We start from the raw sequence: 18,963 nt of genomic DNA, 5'->3' as shown, positions 1-18,963 counted from the left end.
CGGCGGGCGCCGAAGCGCCCGCCGGTAGGGTCACTCGGCCGGAGAGCCGGCGGTGGCCGACTGCGCGCCGAGGATGTCGACGACGAAGACGATCGTCTCGCCCTTGAGGTCGGCCTCGTTGATCTTGCCTTCGCCGTAGCCTTCGGCGGGCGGGATCACGACGAGTACCTGCGACCCGACGGTCTGACCCTCGAGAGCCTTCTGGAAGCCCGGAACGTACTGGGTGGTGGGGTACGCGATCGGCGTGCCGCCGCCCTTCTCCCACGTGGAGTCGAACGTCTTGCCGTTGGACCAGCGGACACCGGTGTACTGGATGAGGGCATAGTCGCCCTTCTTCACGGTGTAGCCGTCGCCCTTCTTCAGGGTCGCGATCTTCGTCGCCGTGGGCGGATCCTCACCCTTGGGGATCGTGATCTTCGGGGCGCCGTTCTTCTCGAGGGCCACCTTCGGGAAGTCGGCGGGGGCATCCTGCGGCGTGCCCCAGGCGGCCGTCGGCACCGTGCCGAGCAAGTCGAGGACGTACACCTCGGCCTGCGCGGTGTCAGTTGCCGGGAACGTTGCGACGACGCGCTTGCCGACCTTCCCGCATCCGAACACCTGGCCGAGCACCGTGCTGGCGGACAGCTGCGAGGGCAGGAACTCGCCCTCCTTGTAGCCGACCGTTGCGAGCTCGTCGCCGGACTTCGCGTTGTAGGCGCTCATCGCGTACGACACGAACTGGCCCGGCTTGACAGACTCGCCCTTGCCTTCGTCGAGCACCGTCACCTGCAGGTTCTTCGGCTCGAGCGGGGTCTTGAAGGTCGCCTTCGAAGGCTTGCCGACCTCACCGTCGACGGTCACCGAGTCGGATGCCGCGCCGGGAGCTGCCTGGGCCGCGCAGAGATCGGCGGCCGCCGTCCCGGTCGGCTGAGCGGTGCCTTGGCCGGACGCACAGCCGGCCAGGAGAAGGGCGGCTACGGCCGCGGCAGACAGAGCGGCAAGGGGGCGAAAACGCACGTAAGAACCTCACAGAGTTACGGGGTGTCATCCCATCCTCCCCCACCTTCTTTTGTCCGCGGTGTGAGTGCGCGAACGAATTCCCGGACGGGACCCGGTTTCCGGCCATGTCCTGGGGTGCATGGGTTTGGCAGTACCCTCTTCTGGTGACCGAAGCGCCCACCCCTCCCGAGACCCCCGCCGAGTCATCCGTCGATGAACTCGCGCGCGCCGGGGCTCTGTATTACCTGGTGCGCTGGGGTTTCGGTCCCCTCGCGCGACTCATCTACCGCCCGCGGATCGAGGGCGTCGGCAACATTCCGAAATCCGGCCCCATCATCCTGGCGAGCAATCACCTGAGCTTCATCGACTCATTCGTCCTTCCTCTGTTCGCTCCGCGTCCCGTCTACTTCCTCGCCAAGTCCAGCTACTTCGACGGCACGGGCGTGAAGGGCTGGATCAGCAACCGCTTCTTCCGCGCCCTCGGCGCGACACCGGTGCAGCGCGGGGCCGGTCAGGCAGCGCTCGATGCACTCGACCAGCAACGACGGATCTTGCAGTCGGGTAAGGCCATCGCGCTGTACCCCGAGGGCACCCGGTCGCTCGACGGACGCCTCTACAAGGGGCGTACCGGCGTGGCCTTCCTCGCGCTGGAGACGGGCGCGAAGGTCGTCCCGGTAGGGATCATCGGGACGAACGATGCCATGCCCGTCGGAGCCAAATGGCCGCGACTGTCGCCGCGCGTGACGATCCGCTACGGCGAGCCCATCGAACTCTCGCACCACGGTCCCGCATCCTCCGGACGTGCCCGCCGGTTGGCGACGGACGACATCATGACGGCGATCCACGCCCTCTCAGGCCAGGAGCTTGCGGGGGCGTACAACGAGGTCCCCGCTCAGAACCCGGTCGAGCGCCTCAAGCAGGTCCTGCCGCACGAACGTCGCTGACCGCGGTCACCGTCGCCTCGTGGTGGACGGGGAAGTTGACCGAGTTCGCGATGAAGCACCACTCGCGTGCCTGTCGATGCGCAGCTTCGGCTGCCGGGACCATCGCGGCCTCAGCCACGGTCACCCGAGGGTGAAGGGTGACCTCGCGGAACGCGCCGCCGCCGGTGCCGTCGAGCACCATCGTGCCGGTCGCGTCGTCCTCGTACGACGTGACGACCACTCCGGCCGTGACGCACGCGTGCAGGTACGAGAGCAGGTGGCACTCCGAGAGCGCGGCCAGCAGGAGGTCTTCTGGATTCCAGCGCGCCGGGTCGCCGCGGAACGGCTTGTCGCTCGAGCCGAGGAGTTCGGGTTTGCCCTCGACGCGGAGAGTCACCGCGCGGTCGTAGTCGCGATAGCCGCTCGTCCCGGTGCCCCGGTCGCCCGTCCAAAGGGTGCTGACGCGATAGTGATGTTCGTCGTACACGCGGCCAGTCTCGCACGCGGTCGCCGCGAGGGGGCCGAATGCGCTGGGTAGGCTGGGCGGGTGCCTGAGACCTTCGCCGTGACGGATGCCGTCGAACTCGCCGTCGTCGAACGGAGCGGGTTCGTGGAGTCCCGCCACGCAGGCTCGGCGATCGTGCTCGATCCCGACGGCGGGATCGTCTCGGCCATCGGAGCAGTCGACGCGCCGATCCTCCCCCGCTCGTCGCTGAAGCCCATGCAAGCGCTCGCCAGCGTCACCGCTGGCGCGTCCCTCGAGGGCGCTCATCTCGCGGTGGCGACGGCGAGCCACTCCGGGACCGACCGCCACGTGGCGCTCGTGACGGACATCCTGAACTCCGCCGGCGTCGGCGAGGATGCTCTCCTGTGCCCGCCGGCCTGGCCCGGGGACGCTGCCGCGCGGGACGAGATGACGCGGGAGCTCATCGGGCCGCAGCGGGTGCGGATGAACTGCTCGGGCAAGCACGCGGCGATGCTGCTCGCCTGCCACGCGAACGGCTGGGACATGGCCACGTACCTGGACGCGCAGCATCCGCTTCAGGTGCACACCCGCGAGGTCGTCGAACGCCTGACCGGAACCAAGATCACCGCAACGGCAACGGACGGATGCGGCGCGCCGGTGCACGCGATGGCGCTCTCCGCCCTGGCGCGTGCGATCCACCGGATCGGGGCCTCGTCCGAGCGATCGCCGTTCGCATTGCACCGCACCGCCGGCGCCCTGGTGCGCGCCGTCCGCGAGCACCCGTGGGTGATCCAGGGGCAGGGACAGCCGGACTCGATCGTCACGGAGCGCCTCGGCGTCTTCGCCAAGCACGGCGCGGAAGGCGTCATGGCGATGGTCGCCCCCAACGGCACGACGGTCGTTCTCAAGGTGCTCGACGGCAGCAACCGGGTCGGCGTCGTCACGGCTCTCACCCTCCTCGTCCGCGCCGGCGCACTGCAGGCCGCGGATGTCGCCCGCACCCTCGGCGAGCTCCCGTTGACGGTGACCGGCGGAGGCCGGGATGTGGGCGTCATCCGCCCCACCGTCTGATCCACCCTTCACTCCGCTTCGAGCAGGACCCGTCGGACCGGCCGATCGGGAGCGTGCAGCCACGCGCGTCCGGCGCCGGGGAGAGCGAAGGGCGGCAGCTCTCGCGATCCGGTGAGTGCGCGATACTCGGCGGCACAGGCCGCGTCGATGACGAGGTCCGCATCCACCCGGGCAGCGGCGAGGATTCGCCACTGGGCCAACCACGCGTCGGGCGGACCGATGACGACGCCACCTCGTTCCAGGCGCGATTCGCTGTCGAGCGGACGGACCGGCACCCCCAGGTGTTCCCATGCAGCCGCCAGGCGGCGCGGGCGCGACCCTGCCGGCACGACGACGGCCGCGGCTCGGCGGCCGGGTTGCCACACCGGAGGGACGCCGGCGGGGGCGGGCACCGAGTCGAGGCCGGCATCGACGACCTGGACGAGCGTTCGCCCCAGCCGGCCCCGCCCGGTCGGCAGGTCCGGCAGGAAGTCCGCGGCCTCCCCGCCTGCGGCGACGTGGTCCGCGCGAGATGCGGTGCCGAGAACGAGCCGCCCCGGCACGAGATCGAGGATTCGTCCCACCCCGCCGCCCACGCGCTGGGTCGCGATCGCGACGCGGACACCGCGCGTGCGGGCACTGCGGATAGCGCTCTCGAGGGCCTCACCGGCAACGGCGCTGTACTCCCCCGGCAGGGCCGACAGCAACGCATCGAGGTCGTCGACGAGCACTGTCGTGCCGGTCGGCGTCTGCTCGAGTGTCGTGAGCGCGTCCCATGCCCCCTCGGCGTCTGCAGGGATGGCGCGCGTCGGCGTCTGCGCGGAGATCGCCCGGAGGGCGCCGGACCGCCCACTGCCGGGTCCGCCGATCACCGCGATCGACGGATCCTTCCAGATGACACCGCGCTGGCGCTGCTGGTCCGGCTCGTCGGCGACAGCGAGCAGTACTCCTCCCGTCGTCCGTGACGTGTCCAGCGGAATCCGCTCGGGAAGGGCCGGGAGCCAGGGGCGCCGCGCCCGCACGCCTCCGTGGCGCGCGGCGGTCTCCGCGATGACACCACCGTCGCACAGTGCGACGCGGACGACGTGCGGAGCGGTGTCTCGGCTGCGGCGGAAGAGTGCCGTGCCACGCGCCTCGGGGCGACCCGAGAGCCGAGAGGCGTCGTCGACTCCGAGGACGGCCCGAGAATCGGAACCGTCGACGACCCGCAGCGCGATGCGGAGCGACGCATTCGCGAGAACTGCATCGCGGAACACGCCGGTCGCTCGCTGCGCCGCGAGCACCAAGTGGATGCCGAGGGCGCGGCCACGGGCGGCGAGATCGCCGAACACATCGTGCAGAACCGGGTGCGCGGCAACGAGCGCCGCGTACTCGTCGACAACGATGACGAGTCGGCCGAGGGCGTCGCCGGCCTCGTCGACGTCGCGCGCGCCGATGGCGGCCAGAGTCCGCTCGCGGTAGCGCACCTCGGCCCGAAGGCTCTCGATGGCGCGAACCGTGGTCGGCTCGTCGAGATCGGTCAAGACGCCGGTGACATGCGGGAGCGGAGCCAAGTGGTCGAACGTGCGACCGCCTTTGAAATCGACCAGCAACAGGCCCAGCTGCGCGGGTGTGTGAGCGGCGCAGAGCGACACCACCCAGGAGGTCAGCAGCTCGCTCTTGCCTGCACCCGTCATCCCGATCACGACCGCGTGCGGCCCGTCTTCAACGAGATCGATGGGGAAGACCGCACTGCCGGCGCTTGCGAAGGCCGCCGACAGTGTGCCCGGGCGGGCGGGCGGCGCACCGCGGAGCGCGTCACGAAGCGTGAGCGCCTCATCCACGGTGTGCCCGAGGGCCCGTGCCGCCCGCTCCGCGAGGAGCTGCGCCACACCGGTCGCCTGCGACACGGACGCGACGTCCACGGTGACCTCGCGAGAGCGCCCATCGAGGTCGAGCCGAGCCGTCGTCGGTCCCGTCAGCCGCAGCACGGCTCCGCACCGGGGCGGCGGCGGCGCATCCTCGGGCACGACGACGATCGGGATGTCGACGTCGGCTCCGACCACGCCACCCTTCTCCAGCAGCTGGAGAAGGGGTCCCACCGCGGCCGAGCGGTGCGGGGCGGCATCCGTCCACGCCGGCGCACCGTCGCCGAGGCGGACCCTCCCCGGCGCCAGACACAGCAGCACCTGAAATGCGAGGGCGCGGGCGACGGCTGCGGCGAGGGTGGGCGGCCCGATGACGGCGACTCCGGTCGTCAACGGGACGAGGACGGGCACTCCGTCGATCCTTCCGGCGGTGCGACGGAGCGCGCTGGATGCGTCGTCGCCCTCGCCACCGCTGACGCGAAGGGAACTGGCGTCCTCCCCCGATCCGACCACCAACGCTGCTTCCCGCTCTGGGACCACTCGCCAGATCGATTCGGGGCGGGCGAGGAACCGTTCGACGTCAGGGTGGGTCGCCCACCGCTGCTCGCGCTCTTCGTCGTGACGACGCGCGACCTCCGCCTGAGCCTCGGCCAGCTCGCGCGCGAGCGCGGCGGCATCCTTCTTCGACGTCCGCTTCGATGTGCGCGCGGCATCGGCGACCGATGCCACGGCGATGAGCGGTCCGAGAGCCGCGAAGAGGAGCGCGTAGGCGGAACCCGTGACCGCCCAGAGGGCCACGGCTCCGATCACGGGAACGATCGCGGTCAAGAGTGGCAGCGGCGGGCGCGGTGGCGGCGTGCCGCGTCGCGGGAGGGTCAGCGGTTCGTCAGGAGCGAGGGTGGACACCGGTCCACTGTGCGGGGCACCCGGCATCCGTACCGGCGAGGCGGCGCGTCCTGTGGACGGCGACCGTCAGGACGAGACTGGGGAGGAGATCTCGACCGTCGAGGTGTCGTCGTCGGCGGAGACGAGACGGGCGCCGACGACGATGATCGAGACGTTGTCACGACCACCGTTCTCGAGCGCGGCCTCGAGCATGGCATCGACCGCTGCGGCCGGGTCCTCGTGCTGCAGCAGGAAGTGCAGGATGCCGTAGTCGGTGAGCTCCTTGGTGAGCCCATCGCTGCAGACCACGAAACGATCCCCGTCGACGACCTCGAGACGCACGTAATCCGGCACGACGCCGTCGCTCGGTCCCACCGCGCGGGTGATGACGTTGCCGTACGGGTGGTTCTCGGCCTCTTCCGGGCTGAGCCGGCCGGCGGCGATCAGCTCCTGGACGACGGAGTGATCGGTCGTCACCTGCGCCAGAGCGCCGTCGCGGAGCAGATACACGCGGGAGTCGCCGATGTTGAGGGTGACCCAGGTCGGCTCCTCACCGGTCAGGTCGAGGTAGACGCCCGTGACGGTGGTACCCGTGCCGTCGTCGGTGGTCTCCGTGTGCGAGGCGATGTCGTCGACGGCGCGCTCGAGGGCCTCCTCGATGACGTCGGGCGACACGGTCTCCCGCTTCACTGCAGCCGACAGCCGCTCGACGGTGCGGGAGCTCGCGATCTCGCCGCCGATGTGGCCGCCCATGCCGTCGGCGACGACGAACAGGGGGAAGGACGACAGCACGGCATCCTGATTGTTCTCGCGACGTCGACCCTGGTGGGTGACCTCCGCCCAGCGCAGCTCGATGGGACCCGTGACGGTGGAGACGACACGGGAGGAGGTAACGGCTTCGGGCACGCTCCCACCCTTCTTTCCTGATCGGTGCAGCGTCTACACACTCTAGTGGACGCCACCCCCGTCATCTTGCGGCACAACCCGTTGCCGTGGCGTCCCCTGCACCAGTACGGTTTCGCTGAGGCAGCGCAGACCCGCTGAACGCCGCGCCCGCGGCGACGCCGAGAGAAGGGCACACCGATGTCAGACCCGAACACGCCACCGCAGGGCGAACCCGCGTCTCCCCCGCCCGCAGGTAGCCCCACGCCCCCGCCGGCGCAGGCCCCGGGCGGGTACTCCGCCCCGCCGCCCCCGCAGCAGCCGTATGGTCAGCAGCCTCACGGCCAGCAGCCGTACGCCCAGCCGGCGGCCGCGGCTCCGCTCTCCCCGGACCAGGACAAGCAGTGGGCCTCGTTCGCCCACTTCGGCGGAGTCATCGGATTCCTCCCGGCTCTCGTCATCTGGCTGGTCTTCAAGGACCGCGGCCCCCGGACGAACGTCGAGGGCAAGGAGGCTCTGAACTGGCAGATCACGTTCACGATCGCCATCATCGTCGCCAACATCCTGACGATCGCCCTGGGTTGGATCCCTGTCCTCGGCTGGCTGATAGGTCTTCTCCCCCTCGCCGTCTGGGTCGTGAACATCGTGTTCTCGATCCTCGGCGGTGTGCGGGTCAACGCGGGTGGCAGCTACCGCTACCCCGTGACGCTCCGCTTCATCTCGTAACCGACGGTACGACGAGTTCGAGTTCGAGCTCGCCGGCCGCCGATGGGCGCAGGACGATCCCCTCGTCCTGCGCCCATCGCATGAGTTGCGCGGCTCCTGAAATCCGGGGATGAGCCTGCGCAAGGTGGCGCACGAAGTCCCCCTTCGCATGCTTGTTGAAGTGGTTGAGGGCACGCACCGCACCATCCGGCCCCTCCGACACGACACGGACGTACGCCTGAGGCATATCCGCAGGGACCGGGCCCAGCGCGACGTAGGCCTCCGACCGCATGTCGAGCACGAAAGAGGGACCCGCGGCCGCGATCGCGGCACCGACGGCATCCGCCCACACCGTACGCATCGACGGCAAGCCCGGAATACGGATGCCGGCTCCCAAGCGATAGGCGGGGAGCGGGTCCAGGGCGGCGACGACGCCGAACGGTGCCGAATGAATGGCGACATGGCGCGCGAGCCACCCGCGAGCCGACTCGCCGAGTGTGGCGGCATCCAGGGCGTCGAACAGGACACCCGTGTAGCGGTCGACAGCGGGGAGCGTCGGCGACGTCCGAAGCGCGGCGTTGACGGCCACCTCGCCGCGCTGGCGGGCTGAGAGCTTGAGCACCCGAGCCGCCGCTTCCTCGTCTGCGCTCAGCGCGACGAGAGCATCGACGACGCTCTCACGCTGCGGGATCAGTCCCGGGAAGGCAAAGGCGTCCGCCCGAAACGGTGACCCGTCCCCGCCGGGCCGCTTGGTCTCGGATGGGGGCAACAGGATGAGCACGAGGACCTCCGGAAACTGCACAGCGCCGCCCGGCGAACCGGACGGCGCTGTGTGGAACAGGTGTCAGGACTGCAGGGCTGCGTTTCCCGCGACGATGGTGAGTTCGTCGTTCTCCATCGAGAGGAATCCGTCTTCGGCCGTCGCGACGATCTTCTCGCCATTCGACTGCGTGATCCGGACCTGGCCCTCCGCGAGGATGGCGAGGACGGGCTCGTGACCGGCCATGAAGCCGATCTCGCCCTCGACCGTCTTGGCGACGACGAGGCTCGCCTCGCCGTGCCAGACCTCTGCCTCAGCGGAGACGAGGGTGACGGTCAGCGCCATGTCAGCCGTTCTCCTTCTGGATCTGAGCCCACTTCTCTTCGACGTCGCCGATGCCACCGACGTTGAAGAACGCCTGCTCGGCAACGTGGTCGAAGTCACCCTTGACGATCGCGTCGAACGACTCGATGGTCTCCTTGATCGGGACCGTGGAGCCCTCGACGCCGGTGAACTTCTTCGCCATGTAGGTGTTCTGCGAGAGGAACTGCTGGATGCGGCGTGCACGCGACACGACGATCTTGTCCTCTTCGGAGAGCTCGTCGACACCGAGGATCGCGATGATCTCCTGCAGTTCCTTGTTCTTCTGCAGGATCTGCTTCACCGAGGTGGCCACGCGGTAGTGGTCCTCACCGATGTAGCGGGGGTCCAGGATGCGGCTCGTCGAGGTGAGCGGGTCGATCGCGGGGTACAGACCCTTCGATGCGATCTCACGCGACAGCTCGGTGGTCGCGTCGAGGTGGGCGAAGGTGGTCGCGGGAGCCGGGTCGGTGTAGTCGTCGGCGGGGACGTAGATCGCCTGCAGCGAGGTGATCGAGTGACCGCGAGTCGACGTGATGCGCTCCTGGAGCACACCCATCTCGTCGGCGAGGTTCGGCTGATAACCCACGGCGGAGGGCATGCGGCCCAGCAGCGTGGAGACCTCGGAGCCGGCCTGCGTGAAGCGGAAGATGTTGTCGATGAAGAGGAGAACGTCCTGCTTCTGGACATCGCGGAAGTACTCCGCCATCGTCAGCGCCGACAGGGCGACACGCAGGCGCGTCCCCGGCGGCTCGTCCATCTGGCCGAACACGAGGGCGGTCTTGTCGAAGACACCCGCCTCCTCCATCTCGGCGATGAGGTCGTTGCCCTCACGGGTGCGCTCACCGACACCGGCGAACACCGACACACCACCGTGGTCCTGCGCGACGCGCTGGATCATCTCCTGGATGAGGACGGTCTTGCCGACGCCGGCACCACCGAAGAGGCCGATCTTTCCACCCTGGACGTACGGGGTGAGCAGGTCGATGCTCTTGATGCCGGTCTCGAACATCTCGGTCTTGGACTCGAGCTGGTCGAAGTTCGGCGCCTGGCGGTGGATGCCCCAGCGCTCGGTGACTTCGATGGTCTCGCCCGGAGCGGCGTTCAGGACGTCACCCGTGACGTTGAAGACCTTGCCCTTGGTGACATCGCCGACGGGAACCGTGATGGGGCCGCCGGTGTTGCGCACTTCCTGGCCGCGGACCATACCGTCGGTCGGCTTCAGCGAGATGGCGCGGACGAGGTCGTCGCCGAGGTGCTGGGCGACCTCGAGCGTGATCTCCGTCGACTCGCCGTCGATCGTGATCGTGGTCTTGAGGGCGTTGTAGATCTCGGGGATCGAGTCGTGCGGGAACTCGATGTCGACGACCGGGCCGGTGACGCGCGCGACGCGACCGACGACGGGGGTCTCCGTCTTCTCAGCGGTGAGGCTCATGGCTTCTCTTCTTTCGTATGGTCTATTTGCTCGACGCGAGAGCGTCGGCGCCGCCGACGATCTCGGCGATCTGCTGCGTGATCTCTGCCTGACGCGCGTTGTTGCGCAGGCGGGTGTAGTCGGTGATGAGCTTGTCGGCATTGTCGCTGGCGGACTTCATCGCCTTCTGCGTGGCGGCCTGCTTTGCAGCCGACGACTGCAGCAGGGCATTGAACACGCGGCTCTGAACGTAGACCGGCAGAAGCGCGTCGAGCACCGTCTCGGCATCCGGTTCGAATTCGTAGAGCGGGTAGACCTGGCTGGATGCCGTGTCCTCCGCCTCGACGACCTCGAGAGGCAGCAGACGAACCGTCTCCGGGGTCTGCGTCATCATGCTGACGAAGCGGTTGTAGACGAGGTTGATCTCGTCAACGCCGCCGTCGCCCCCACCGAGCTGGTACGCCTCGATGAGTGCCTTCGCGATCTCCTCGGCCGTGGCGAACTGCGGAGTGTCGGTGTCACCGATCCACTCCCCCGCCGTCGCGATCCGACGGAACTGGAAGAAGCCGACGGGCTTGCGACCGATGAGGTAGAACACCGGCTCGACACCCTGGCTGCGGAGCAGCTCACCGAGCTGCATCGCTTCGCGGATGACCTGCGAGTTGAACGCGCCGGCAAGTCCTCGGTCGGAACCGAAGACGACGACGGCGGACCGCCGGATCTCCTCGCGCTCCGTCGTCAGCGGGTGCTGGACGTTGGAGTGCGTCGACACGGCGGACACGGCACGCGTCACGGCTCGCGCGAAGGGGCTGGACGCGCGAACACGCGCCATAGCCTTCTGGATGCGCGAAGCCGCGATGAGTTCCATCGCCTTCGTGATCTTCTTGGTCGTCTGAGCAGAAGAGATCTTCTGCTTGTAGACCCTGAGTTGTGCGCCCATGGGTTATGAATCTCCCGTCGGCGTCAGCCGCGGCGGCCCTTGACGATCTTCTCCTGGTTCACGTCATCGACCTCCGCCGCAGCGACCGACTCGTTGCCGGGTGCGCCGAGCGCGTGACCCTTGCCGCCCTGGAACTCGAGGACGAAGGCATCGACGGCCTTCTCGAGCTCTCCGGCGGTGGTGTCGTCGAGGACGTTGGAGTCGCGCAGGGTGTCGAGGATCGACGTATTCCGCTTGAGGTGGTCGAGCAGCTCGCGCTCGAAGCGGAGGACATCCTCCACCTCGATCGTGTCGAGCTTGCCGTTCGTTCCGGCCCAGATCGAGACGACCTGCTCCTCGACGGGGTACGGCGAGTACTGCGGCTGCTTGAGCAGCTCGGTCAGACGCGCACCACGGGCGAGTTGACGACGCGACGCAGCGTCGAGATCCGACGCGAACATGGCGAACGCCTCGAGGGAGCGGTACTGGGCGAGCTCGAGCTTGAGCGTTCCCGAGACCTTCTTGATCGACTTCACCTGTGCGTCACCGCCGACACGCGAGACCGAGATACCCACGTCGACCGCAGGACGCTGGTTGGCGTTGAAGAGGTCGGACTGGAGGAAGATCTGGCCGTCGGTGATCGAGATCACGTTGGTCGGGATGTAGGCCGAAACGTCATTGGCCTTCGTCTCGATGATCGGAAGACCCGTCATCGATCCGGCACCGAGCTCGTCGGAGAGCTTGGCGCAACGCTCCAGCAGACGCGAGTGCAGGTAGAAGACATCGCCGGGGTACGCCTCGCGGCCCGGCGGGCGGCGCAGGAGCAGGGACACGGCACGGTAGGCCTCGGCCTGCTTCGACAGGTCATCGAAGATGATCAGGACGTGCTTGCCCTCGTACATCCAGTGCTGGCCGATGGCGGAGCCGGTGTAAGGGGCGAGGTACTTGAAGCCGGCGGGGTCGGATGCCGGGGCAGCGACGATCGTCGTGTACTCCATGGCACCGGCGTCCTCGAGCGCGCCCTTCACCGAAGCGATGGTCGAGCCCTTCTGGCCGATAGCGACGTAGATGCATCGAACCTGCTTCGTGACGTCGCCGGACTCCCAGTTGGCCTTCTGGTTGATGATCGTGTCGATCGCGATCGCCGTCTTGCCCGTCTGGCGGTCACCGATGATGAGCTGGCGCTGGCCGCGGCCGACCGGGATCATGGCGTCGATTGCCTTGATTCCGGTCTGCATCGGCTCGTGGACGGACTTGCGCTGCATGACGCCGGGCGCCTGGAGCTCGAGGGCGCGACGGCCGGTCGTGGCGATCTCGCCGAGACCGTCGATGGGGTTGCCGAGCGGGTCGACGACGCGGCCGAGGTAGCCCTCGCCGACACCGACCGAGAGGACCTCACCGGTGCGGGTGACCTTCTGACCGGCTTCGACGCCGGAGAAGTCGCCGAGGACGACGACACCGATCTCGTGCTCGTCGAGGTTCTGTGCGAGACCCTCGACACCGTTCGCGAAACGCACGAGCTCGTTCGCCATGACGCCGGGCAGACCCTCGACGTGGGCGATGCCGTCCGCGGCGTCGACGACGGTGCCGACCTCGGTCGCCGCGGCCCCGGTGGGCTCGTAGGCGGCGACGAAGTCTTTCAGCGCGTCACGGATGACGTCGGGGCTGATGGACAGTTCTGCCATGGTCTTCCTTCTTAGTGAGGTCTTGTGGCGAGCACCTGGCCCGCCGGGTCCGCTCCTCGGTGGAGCGGGAAAGTCAGCCCGCCAGGCGGTGGCGGAGATCGCTCAGTCGCGACGAGACAGTGGCGTCGATCACGTCGTCGCCGATCTCGACGCGGACACCGCCGACGACCGACGGGTCGATGACGACGTTCAGCGAGATTTCGGTGCCGTAGCGCGCCGCGAGGGTGCTCTGCAGACGCGAGGTCTGGTCGGCGGTCAGCGTGGACGCAGCGAACACCGTTGCCGCCGCGCGTCCGCGCTGATCTGCGACCACGCGCAGCGCACGGCTGAGCATCGAGCGGACGCGCCGCTCACGGGGAACCTGAACGAGCGAGGAGACGATGATCACCGTCGGCTCGGAGGCCCGTCCGCCCAGCAGCTTCTCGATGAGCGCACCCTTCGCGGTGGAGTCGCCCAGGCGGCTGCCCAGGGCGAGTTCCAGCTCAGGGTTGGCGGCGATGGTCCGCGCGACGGAGAAGAGCTCCGCCTCGAGGTCGACCTGGGGCGCGGCGATCGCGGCGGCACGGACACCGGCCTCCTCGATCCCGGAGATCAGGTCGGCCGCGGAGGACCAACGCTCTGCGACGGCCGCGTCGAGAACCGACACGGTCGCTGCCGAGTACCCGCCGAAGACGCTCGACACGACGTTCCGTCGAGGTTCGGCGGGCACCGACGCGTCGGAGAGCGCGCCGCTCAGCTGCGACGAGCCGGCCAGGACGCGGACCGCGGCGAAAAGCTCGCGGGCGACATCGAGGTCGACGCTCGGCGCGGCCGTGAGGGCCGACGTCGTCGCCGCGAGAGCCTGAGTGGTCGCGCTACCCATTACTTCGCCGCCTTCTCAGAAGACTCGAGGTCAGCCAGGAAACGGTCGACCACGGACTTGGCCTTGGCGTCGTCCGAGAGCGTCTCGCCGATGACGCCGCCGGCGAGGTCGAGGGCAAGCGTGCCCACTTCGCTCCGCAGCGACACCAGAGCGGTCTGACGCTCGGCCTCGATCTGGCTGTGCGCGGCGGAGGTCAGACGCGCGGCCTCGGCCGACGCGTTGTCCTTCGCCTCAGCGACGATCTTCTTGCCGTCCTCGCGGGCCGTCTCACGGATCTCGCCGGCTTCCTTGCGAGCCTCGGCCAGCTGAGCCGTGTACGCCTCGAGGGCAGCCTCGGCCTTGCGCTGGGCCTCGTCGGCCTTCGCGATGTTGCCTTCAATGGCAGCAGCGCGCTGGTCGAGCAAAACCTGCATCTTGGGCAGGGCGACCCGCCAGAAGACGAAGAGGATCACGACGAAACAGACCGCAGACCAGACGATGTCGTAGATCGCCGGGATCAGCGGGTTGTACGACTCGCCTTCTTCGGCAGCAATGACAAGAGCGTTCAGCATCCTGTCTCCTTACAGTGCGATCGAAGCGAGATTACGGAGTGACGTTCGTGAAGATGAAGTACGTCGCGATGCCGATGAACGCGAGCGCCTCGGTGAAGGCGATACCGATGAACATCAGGACCTGAAGACGACCGGCCAGCTCGGGCTGACGGGCGACGCCCTCGATCGTCTTTCCGACGACGATGCCCACGCCGATGGCGGGACCGATGGCGGCAAGACCGTAGCCGACGGTGGCGATGTTGCCGTGCAGGGCGGCGAGAACCGTAGTTGCGTCCACGGAGGTGTTTCCTTTCGGTTGGATGGCTCGGCGTGCGCCGGACCGCTTAGTGCTCTTCTGCCACCGCGAGCTGGATGTAGACCGCGGTGAGGATGGCGAAGACGTATGCCTGGAGGAAGGCGACGAAGATCTCGAACAGCGTGAAGGCGAACCCGAAGGCGAGCGTTCCGGCCGCGAGCGCCGAGAACCAGCCGCCCAGGGTGAAGAGGAAGAACTGCGTCGCTGCGAAGAACAGGACCAGCATGAGGTGCCCGACGATCATGTTCATCAGCAGTCGGAGCGTCAGAGTGACGGGCCGGATGATGAACGTCGAGAGGAACTCGAGCGGGATGATCAGGATGTACAGGAACCACGGCAGCCCGGGAGGCATGAGCGAGTTGCGGAAGAAGTTCCCGGGGCTCGCCTTGAGGCCTGCGTAGATGAACGTCACGTACGCCACCAGTGCGAGAAGCAGCGGGACGGCGACGATCGACGTTCCGGCGATGTTCAGACCCGGGATGACTCCCGTGATGTTCATGAACAGCACCATGAAGAAGATCGTGGTGAGGATCGGCAGGAACCGGCGGCCGTCCTTCTTGCCGAGCAGGTCTTCGGCGATGTTGACGCGGACGAAGTCCAGGCCCATCTCGACGACGCTCTGGAAACGGCCGGGGACGACCGTCATGCGGCGGGTGCCGAGCCAGAAGATGAGGACGATCACGATCGTCGACAGGAACTGGATCAGGTGGATCCGGTTGACCTCGAGGAACCCGATCTGGAAGATCGTCTCCGGGAAGAACTCCGAGATGGACGGTCCGTGGAACTCGTCAGGGGCTTTTTCGGCGGCAGTAGCGATCAGGGTCGCAGCTTGAGTAAACAGCGCTGGCTCCAGCTTCGGGGCGTCGATCTTACGATCGGGCGACGATGGTCGGTGAGCTGACTCCGCAGACGTTCCCGTCGGGGTTCAGGCGGGCTCGAGAACAGCGTATCAGTCCCGCGGCGTGCTGGTGTCCCCCGGGCGCCGTTCGCCCTCGTCGACCTGCGCGGCGGTGGGCAGGCTGGCGTCGCTGACGGCCGGGATGCGCATGCGGATCATGACGACGACGTCGACGACGAGGGACGCCACGATGCTGACCACGAGGGCGACGAAGAACACCATCGGCGTCAGCCACGGCTGATCGCGGAGGACGAAGAGCACGATCAAGAAGACGACGAACTTCAGGATCCAGCCACCCATGACCGCGCCGAAGAAGATCGGGACGAAGAGCGGGTCACCGTAGAAACGGTTGGCGACGAGGATCGACACGATGGTCAATCCCAGGAACACCGCCGCCAACAGGACGGCGACGAGGGCGCTCGACATGCCCGAGACACCCGCGGTCAGGAATCCGATCACCCCGCCCAGGACGACCAGGACAGCGGTGACGATCGCGGACCAGACGAGCGTGGTCCGGAGCAGCGGAGTGGAGGTCGGGGTGCTCATGAGAGGACTTTCCGTTGGGGCACGACCCGCCGGGTGCGGCGCGCAGGGGGAAGGGTGACGATGACGCAGGCGATGCACCCGACGACGAGGAAGACGACGCCGGGCCAATAACGCCCCGGCCAGCCCTTCGTCGTCCCGATGTACATGAGGAGGACGGAGAGGGACACGACCGCAGTCCACGCGTAGAAGACGAAGACGGCGTTGCGGTCGGTGTGCCCCATGTCGAGCATCCGGTGGTGGAGGTGTTTGCGGTCGGGAGAGAACGGCGACTTGCCCTGCCCCATCCGCCGGACGACGGCGAGTCCGAAGTCCACGAGTGGGAGGAGGACGATCACGACCGGGAGGATCACCGGGATGAAGGCACCGAGCAGCTGGGAGCGGCCGAAGAGGTCATTGTCGCTCAGCAGGTTCGGCGGCAGGTTTCCGGTGACGACGATCGCGGACGACGCCATCATCAGTCCGAGCAGCAGCGCACCGGCATCCCCCATGAACATGCGGGCCGGATTCCAGTTGAAGGGCAGGAAGCCGGCGCACATCCCGAGCAGCACGATGGCGATGAAGACGCCGGTGTTGCTCTGCTCACTGTTGTCGAAGTCGCGCACGAGCATCGCCGAGTAGGCGAAGAAGACGGCGTTCGCGATAAGGCAGACGCCCGCCACGAGACCGTCGAGTCCGTCGATGAAGTTGACGGCGTTCATGACGATGACGATGAGCAGGATCGACAGGCTGATGCTCACCCAGCTCGAGACGACGACCTGCTGCCCGAAGGGCAGATAGAAGATCTGGATGCCGCCGAGGAACACGACGATCCATGCGGCGACGAACTGCGCGCCGAGTTTGATCATCCAGTCGAGGTCCCACAGGTCGTCGGCGACGCCCACCACCACCATGAGAGCGGCGGCACCGAGCAGCGACCACACCATCGAGGGTTCCTGCCACACGATCGCGAAAGCCGGCAGCTGGGACGACAGGACGAAGAAGCCCAGCATCCCGATGAACATCGCCACACCACCGAGGCGCGGGGTGGGGTTCTTGTGGACGTCCCGCTCGCGGATGGCCGGGTGGAGCCCGAACTTCATCGCCACGCGCCAGACGACCCACGAGAAGACGAAGGTGAGTCCGCCGGTGATGACGAACGCGAACAGGTAGTCCCTCACGCGGCGTCGGATTCGTCGGGGTCGACCGGGTCGGGCTCGAGGAGGTCGCCGAGCACCTCGCGGAGGTCGCTGCGCGAGACGGCGCCCTCGCGGAGCACGGTCACGGGACGGCTGTCGCGACCGACGAGACCGGTCGCATCGATGATCGTCGAGGCGACGCCGGTGTCGACGAGGCCGCCGTCGAGGTAGACGGAGACGCTGTCGCGGAGCATCTGGATCGCCGCTTCGATCTCGAGGGCGGCGGGCTTGCCCGTGAGATTCGCGCTCGACACGGCAAGCGGGCCGGTGTCCTCGAGCAGTTCGAGCGCGAACTTGTCGTTCGGCATGCGGACCGCGACGGTGCCGCGGGTCTCGCCGAGATCCCACCGGAGGGACGGCTGGGCAGGAAGCACGATCGTCAGTCCCCCGGGCCAGAAACGCTCGACGAGGCGGTCGACCGCCCCGGGCACCTCTGCGACGAGCGCGCGCATCGTGTCCGCTCCCGAAACCAGTACCGGCGGCGGGGACTGCCGCCCGCGGCCCTTGGCGGCGAGCAGACGCGCCACGGCGGACGCGTTGAACGCGTCGGCCGCGACGCCATAGACGGTGTCGGTCGGCATCACGATGAGTTCGCCGCGGCCGATCGCTTGGCGCGCCTGGCGGAGAGCGGGCAGCAACTGATCGGCGTCACGGCAGTCGAGGACGGGAGACATATCCGGAGCATTCTACGAGGAGGTGACCTGGCCCGCCTGCGAAACGGCGGAGCGCGATCAGCGGTCGGTCAGGGACGGAGGGCAGTCGTGGCGCGGTCGCGCAGAGTGAGGTCGGGATGGGTCGCCGCTCCGCGCCACCCGTCGGCCGTCAGCAGGTCGCGGATGCCGGCGCCCTGCCACTCGCCGTGCTCGATGACGAGCGTGCCGCCCGGGTGGAGGAGGCGGAGGGCGACACCGGAGAGGATCCGGACGACATCAAGGCCATCGGCTCCGCCGTAGAGCGCGGCGGGCGGGTCCCAGAAGCGGACCTCGGGGTCACGCGGGATGGCGTCGTCAGGCACGTAGGGGGGGTTGGAGACGACGACCGAGACGGTGCCGTCGAGATCGGGGAAGGCGTCGGCGAGATCGATGAACGCGAGGCGCGCGTGAGGGGCGAGCTCGGCGAAGTTCTCCTTCGCCCAGATGAACGCGTCGACGGAGTTCTCCGCCGCATGCACCCGCGCGTGGGGCACTTCGGTCGCGAGCGACAGGGCAAGGGCGCCACTGCCGGTGCCGAGGTCGACGGCGACCGGCTCCGGCCCCGGAGCTTCGTGAAGCGCGTCGATGGCGAGCTGTGCGACCATCTCTGTTTCGGGACGAGGGACGAACACGCCGGGTCCCACCCGCAGCTCCAGATGGCGAAACGGCGCCCTGCCCGTGAGGTGCTGCAGCGGTTCACGGGAGGCGCGCCGTTCGATGAACTGCGCGAACCGGGTCGCCTCGGGCTCCGGCATCCGAGCGCCCCGCATCATCGCCGCAGCGAGTTCGCCGCGACCGATGCCGAGGACGTGGGCCGCGAGGAGCTCAGCGTCGACGTCGGCGGACGGGACGCCGGCCGCGGCGAGCCGCTCGGCCGCGCTCCGCACAAGAGGAGCGAGGTCGCTGCCCGCGGGCGCGTCGGAGATCCGTGAAGTCGACATGGGAAACCCCAGGATACCGCGCAGTGCGCCGTCACACGGGGCCACGGGTGATGGCGGGGACCGTAGGCTGGTGGGCGCATCGCGGCTACCTGAACCGCGACCCGATTCTCCATTCGCACGGAAGGCATC

Annotated in this window: 20 protein-coding genes; 3 read left to right on the top strand and 17 right to left on the bottom strand. The window is 68.3% G+C overall.

Annotated features, from left to right (window positions below; translation table 11 throughout):
• Positions 1 to 30: 30 nt before the first annotated feature.
• On the bottom strand, positions 31 to 996 hold the full coding sequence (locus tag MO1_RS14300; protein WP_060916412.1) for an FKBP-type peptidyl-prolyl cis-trans isomerase: 966 nt from the start codon (positions 994 to 996) through the stop codon (positions 31 to 33).
• A 146-nt stretch (positions 997 to 1,142) separates the two neighbouring features.
• Between MO1_RS14300 and MO1_RS14295 the strand changes: the two genes are divergently transcribed.
• On the top strand, positions 1,143 to 1,922 hold the full coding sequence (locus MO1_RS14295) for a lysophospholipid acyltransferase family protein (protein ID WP_036312435.1): 780 nt from the start codon (positions 1,143 to 1,145) through the stop codon (positions 1,920 to 1,922).
• On the opposite strand, the gene MO1_RS14290 is transcribed toward MO1_RS14295, so the two are convergent.
• A complete protein-coding gene (locus MO1_RS14290) occupies positions 1,891 to 2,388 on the bottom strand; it encodes an OsmC family protein (RefSeq protein WP_036311772.1) in 498 nt (165 codons plus the stop codon). The two genes, MO1_RS14295 and MO1_RS14290, sit on opposite strands and share 32 nt — an antisense overlap.
• Positions 2,389 to 2,448: 60 nt before the next feature.
• Between MO1_RS14290 and MO1_RS14285 the strand changes: the two genes are divergently transcribed.
• On the top strand, positions 2,449 to 3,438 hold the full coding sequence (locus MO1_RS14285) for an asparaginase (RefSeq protein WP_060916411.1): 990 nt from the start codon (positions 2,449 to 2,451) through the stop codon (positions 3,436 to 3,438).
• An 8-nt stretch (positions 3,439 to 3,446) separates the two neighbouring features.
• Here MO1_RS14285 and MO1_RS14280 read toward each other — a convergent pair whose 3' ends face one another.
• Both MO1_RS14280 and MO1_RS14275 read right to left on the bottom strand, forming a co-directional pair.
• Positions 3,447 to 6,170, bottom strand: a complete 2,724-nt coding sequence (locus MO1_RS14280) for an FtsK/SpoIIIE domain-containing protein (RefSeq protein WP_060916410.1) — start codon at positions 6,168 to 6,170, stop codon at positions 3,447 to 3,449.
• A 66-nt stretch (positions 6,171 to 6,236) separates the two neighbouring features.
• Complete coding sequence (locus MO1_RS14275; RefSeq protein WP_036311760.1) at positions 6,237 to 7,055, bottom strand: PP2C family protein-serine/threonine phosphatase; 819 nt, start codon at positions 7,053 to 7,055, stop codon at positions 6,237 to 6,239.
• Positions 7,056 to 7,232: 177 nt separating this feature from the next.
• On the opposite strand from MO1_RS14275, the gene MO1_RS14270 reads away from it, so the two are divergent.
• Entirely contained in the window at positions 7,233 to 7,757 is a 525-nt protein-coding gene (locus MO1_RS14270) for a DUF4870 domain-containing protein (RefSeq protein ID WP_060916409.1), read from the top strand.
• Here the strand turns inward: MO1_RS14270 and MO1_RS14265 are convergent.
• The 13 genes from MO1_RS14265 to prmC form a co-directional block, all read right to left on the bottom strand.
• A complete protein-coding gene (locus MO1_RS14265) occupies positions 7,747 to 8,517 on the bottom strand; it encodes a YaaA family protein (RefSeq protein WP_060916408.1) in 771 nt (256 codons plus the stop codon). The genes MO1_RS14270 and MO1_RS14265 overlap by 11 nt on opposite strands.
• Before the next feature lie 63 nt (positions 8,518 to 8,580).
• Entirely contained in the window at positions 8,581 to 8,841 is a 261-nt protein-coding gene (locus MO1_RS14260; protein ID WP_018188622.1) for a F0F1 ATP synthase subunit epsilon, read from the bottom strand.
• A 1-nt stretch (position 8,842) separates the two neighbouring features.
• Positions 8,843 to 10,291: a F0F1 ATP synthase subunit beta gene (gene atpD, locus MO1_RS14255; protein WP_036312529.1), complete on the bottom strand. Its 1,449-nt coding sequence runs from the start codon at positions 10,289 to 10,291 to the stop codon at positions 8,843 to 8,845.
• Positions 10,292 to 10,313: 22 nt separating this feature from the next.
• Positions 10,314 to 11,210, bottom strand: a complete 897-nt coding sequence (locus MO1_RS14250) for a F0F1 ATP synthase subunit gamma (protein ID WP_036312531.1) — start codon at positions 11,208 to 11,210, stop codon at positions 10,314 to 10,316.
• Positions 11,211 to 11,233: 23 nt separating this feature from the next.
• Positions 11,234 to 12,874, bottom strand: coding sequence for a F0F1 ATP synthase subunit alpha (gene atpA / locus MO1_RS14245; RefSeq protein WP_036312533.1), 1,641 nt, complete (start codon positions 12,872 to 12,874; stop codon positions 11,234 to 11,236).
• A gap of 73 nt (positions 12,875 to 12,947) precedes the next feature.
• Positions 12,948 to 13,736: a F0F1 ATP synthase subunit delta gene (locus MO1_RS14240; protein WP_060916407.1), complete on the bottom strand. Its 789-nt coding sequence runs from the start codon at positions 13,734 to 13,736 to the stop codon at positions 12,948 to 12,950.
• Positions 13,736 to 14,287: a F0F1 ATP synthase subunit B gene (locus MO1_RS14235; RefSeq protein WP_036312537.1), complete on the bottom strand. Its 552-nt coding sequence runs from the start codon at positions 14,285 to 14,287 to the stop codon at positions 13,736 to 13,738. The genes MO1_RS14240 and MO1_RS14235 overlap by 1 nt, the downstream gene beginning before the upstream one ends.
• Positions 14,288 to 14,318: 31 nt before the next feature.
• A complete protein-coding gene (gene atpE / locus MO1_RS14230) occupies positions 14,319 to 14,564 on the bottom strand; it encodes a F0F1 ATP synthase subunit C (RefSeq protein WP_036312539.1) in 246 nt (81 codons plus the stop codon).
• Positions 14,565 to 14,610: 46 nt separating this feature from the next.
• Positions 14,611 to 15,402 (bottom strand): F0F1 ATP synthase subunit A, encoded by a 792-nt coding sequence (gene atpB, locus MO1_RS14225; protein WP_076707952.1) that lies wholly within the window; start codon positions 15,400 to 15,402, stop codon positions 14,611 to 14,613.
• A gap of 129 nt (positions 15,403 to 15,531) precedes the next feature.
• Positions 15,532 to 16,026, bottom strand: coding sequence for a Cg1360 family ATP-synthase-associated protein (locus MO1_RS14215; RefSeq protein WP_036312541.1), 495 nt, complete (start codon positions 16,024 to 16,026; stop codon positions 15,532 to 15,534).
• Positions 16,023 to 17,183, bottom strand: coding sequence for an MraY family glycosyltransferase (locus tag MO1_RS14210; RefSeq protein WP_036312543.1), 1,161 nt, complete (start codon positions 17,181 to 17,183; stop codon positions 16,023 to 16,025). The genes MO1_RS14215 and MO1_RS14210 overlap by 4 nt, the downstream gene beginning before the upstream one ends.
• Complete coding sequence (locus tag MO1_RS14205) at positions 17,180 to 17,875, bottom strand: L-threonylcarbamoyladenylate synthase (RefSeq protein WP_060916405.1); 696 nt, start codon at positions 17,873 to 17,875, stop codon at positions 17,180 to 17,182. Before MO1_RS14205 ends, MO1_RS14210 begins: the two co-directional genes overlap by 4 nt.
• Positions 17,876 to 17,943: 68 nt before the next feature.
• Entirely contained in the window at positions 17,944 to 18,834 is an 891-nt protein-coding gene (prmC, locus tag MO1_RS14200) for a peptide chain release factor N(5)-glutamine methyltransferase (protein ID WP_036312547.1), read from the bottom strand.
• Between the last annotated feature and the right edge of the window lie 129 nt (positions 18,835 to 18,963).

Origin of the sequence: Microbacterium oleivorans NBRC 103075 (genome assembly GCF_001552475.1) — a bacterium.
Classification (GTDB): domain Bacteria; phylum Actinomycetota; class Actinomycetes; order Actinomycetales; family Microbacteriaceae; genus Microbacterium; species Microbacterium oleivorans.
Note: the sequence above shows the minus strand (reverse complement) of the source record. Positions and strands in the feature narration are given on the sequence as shown.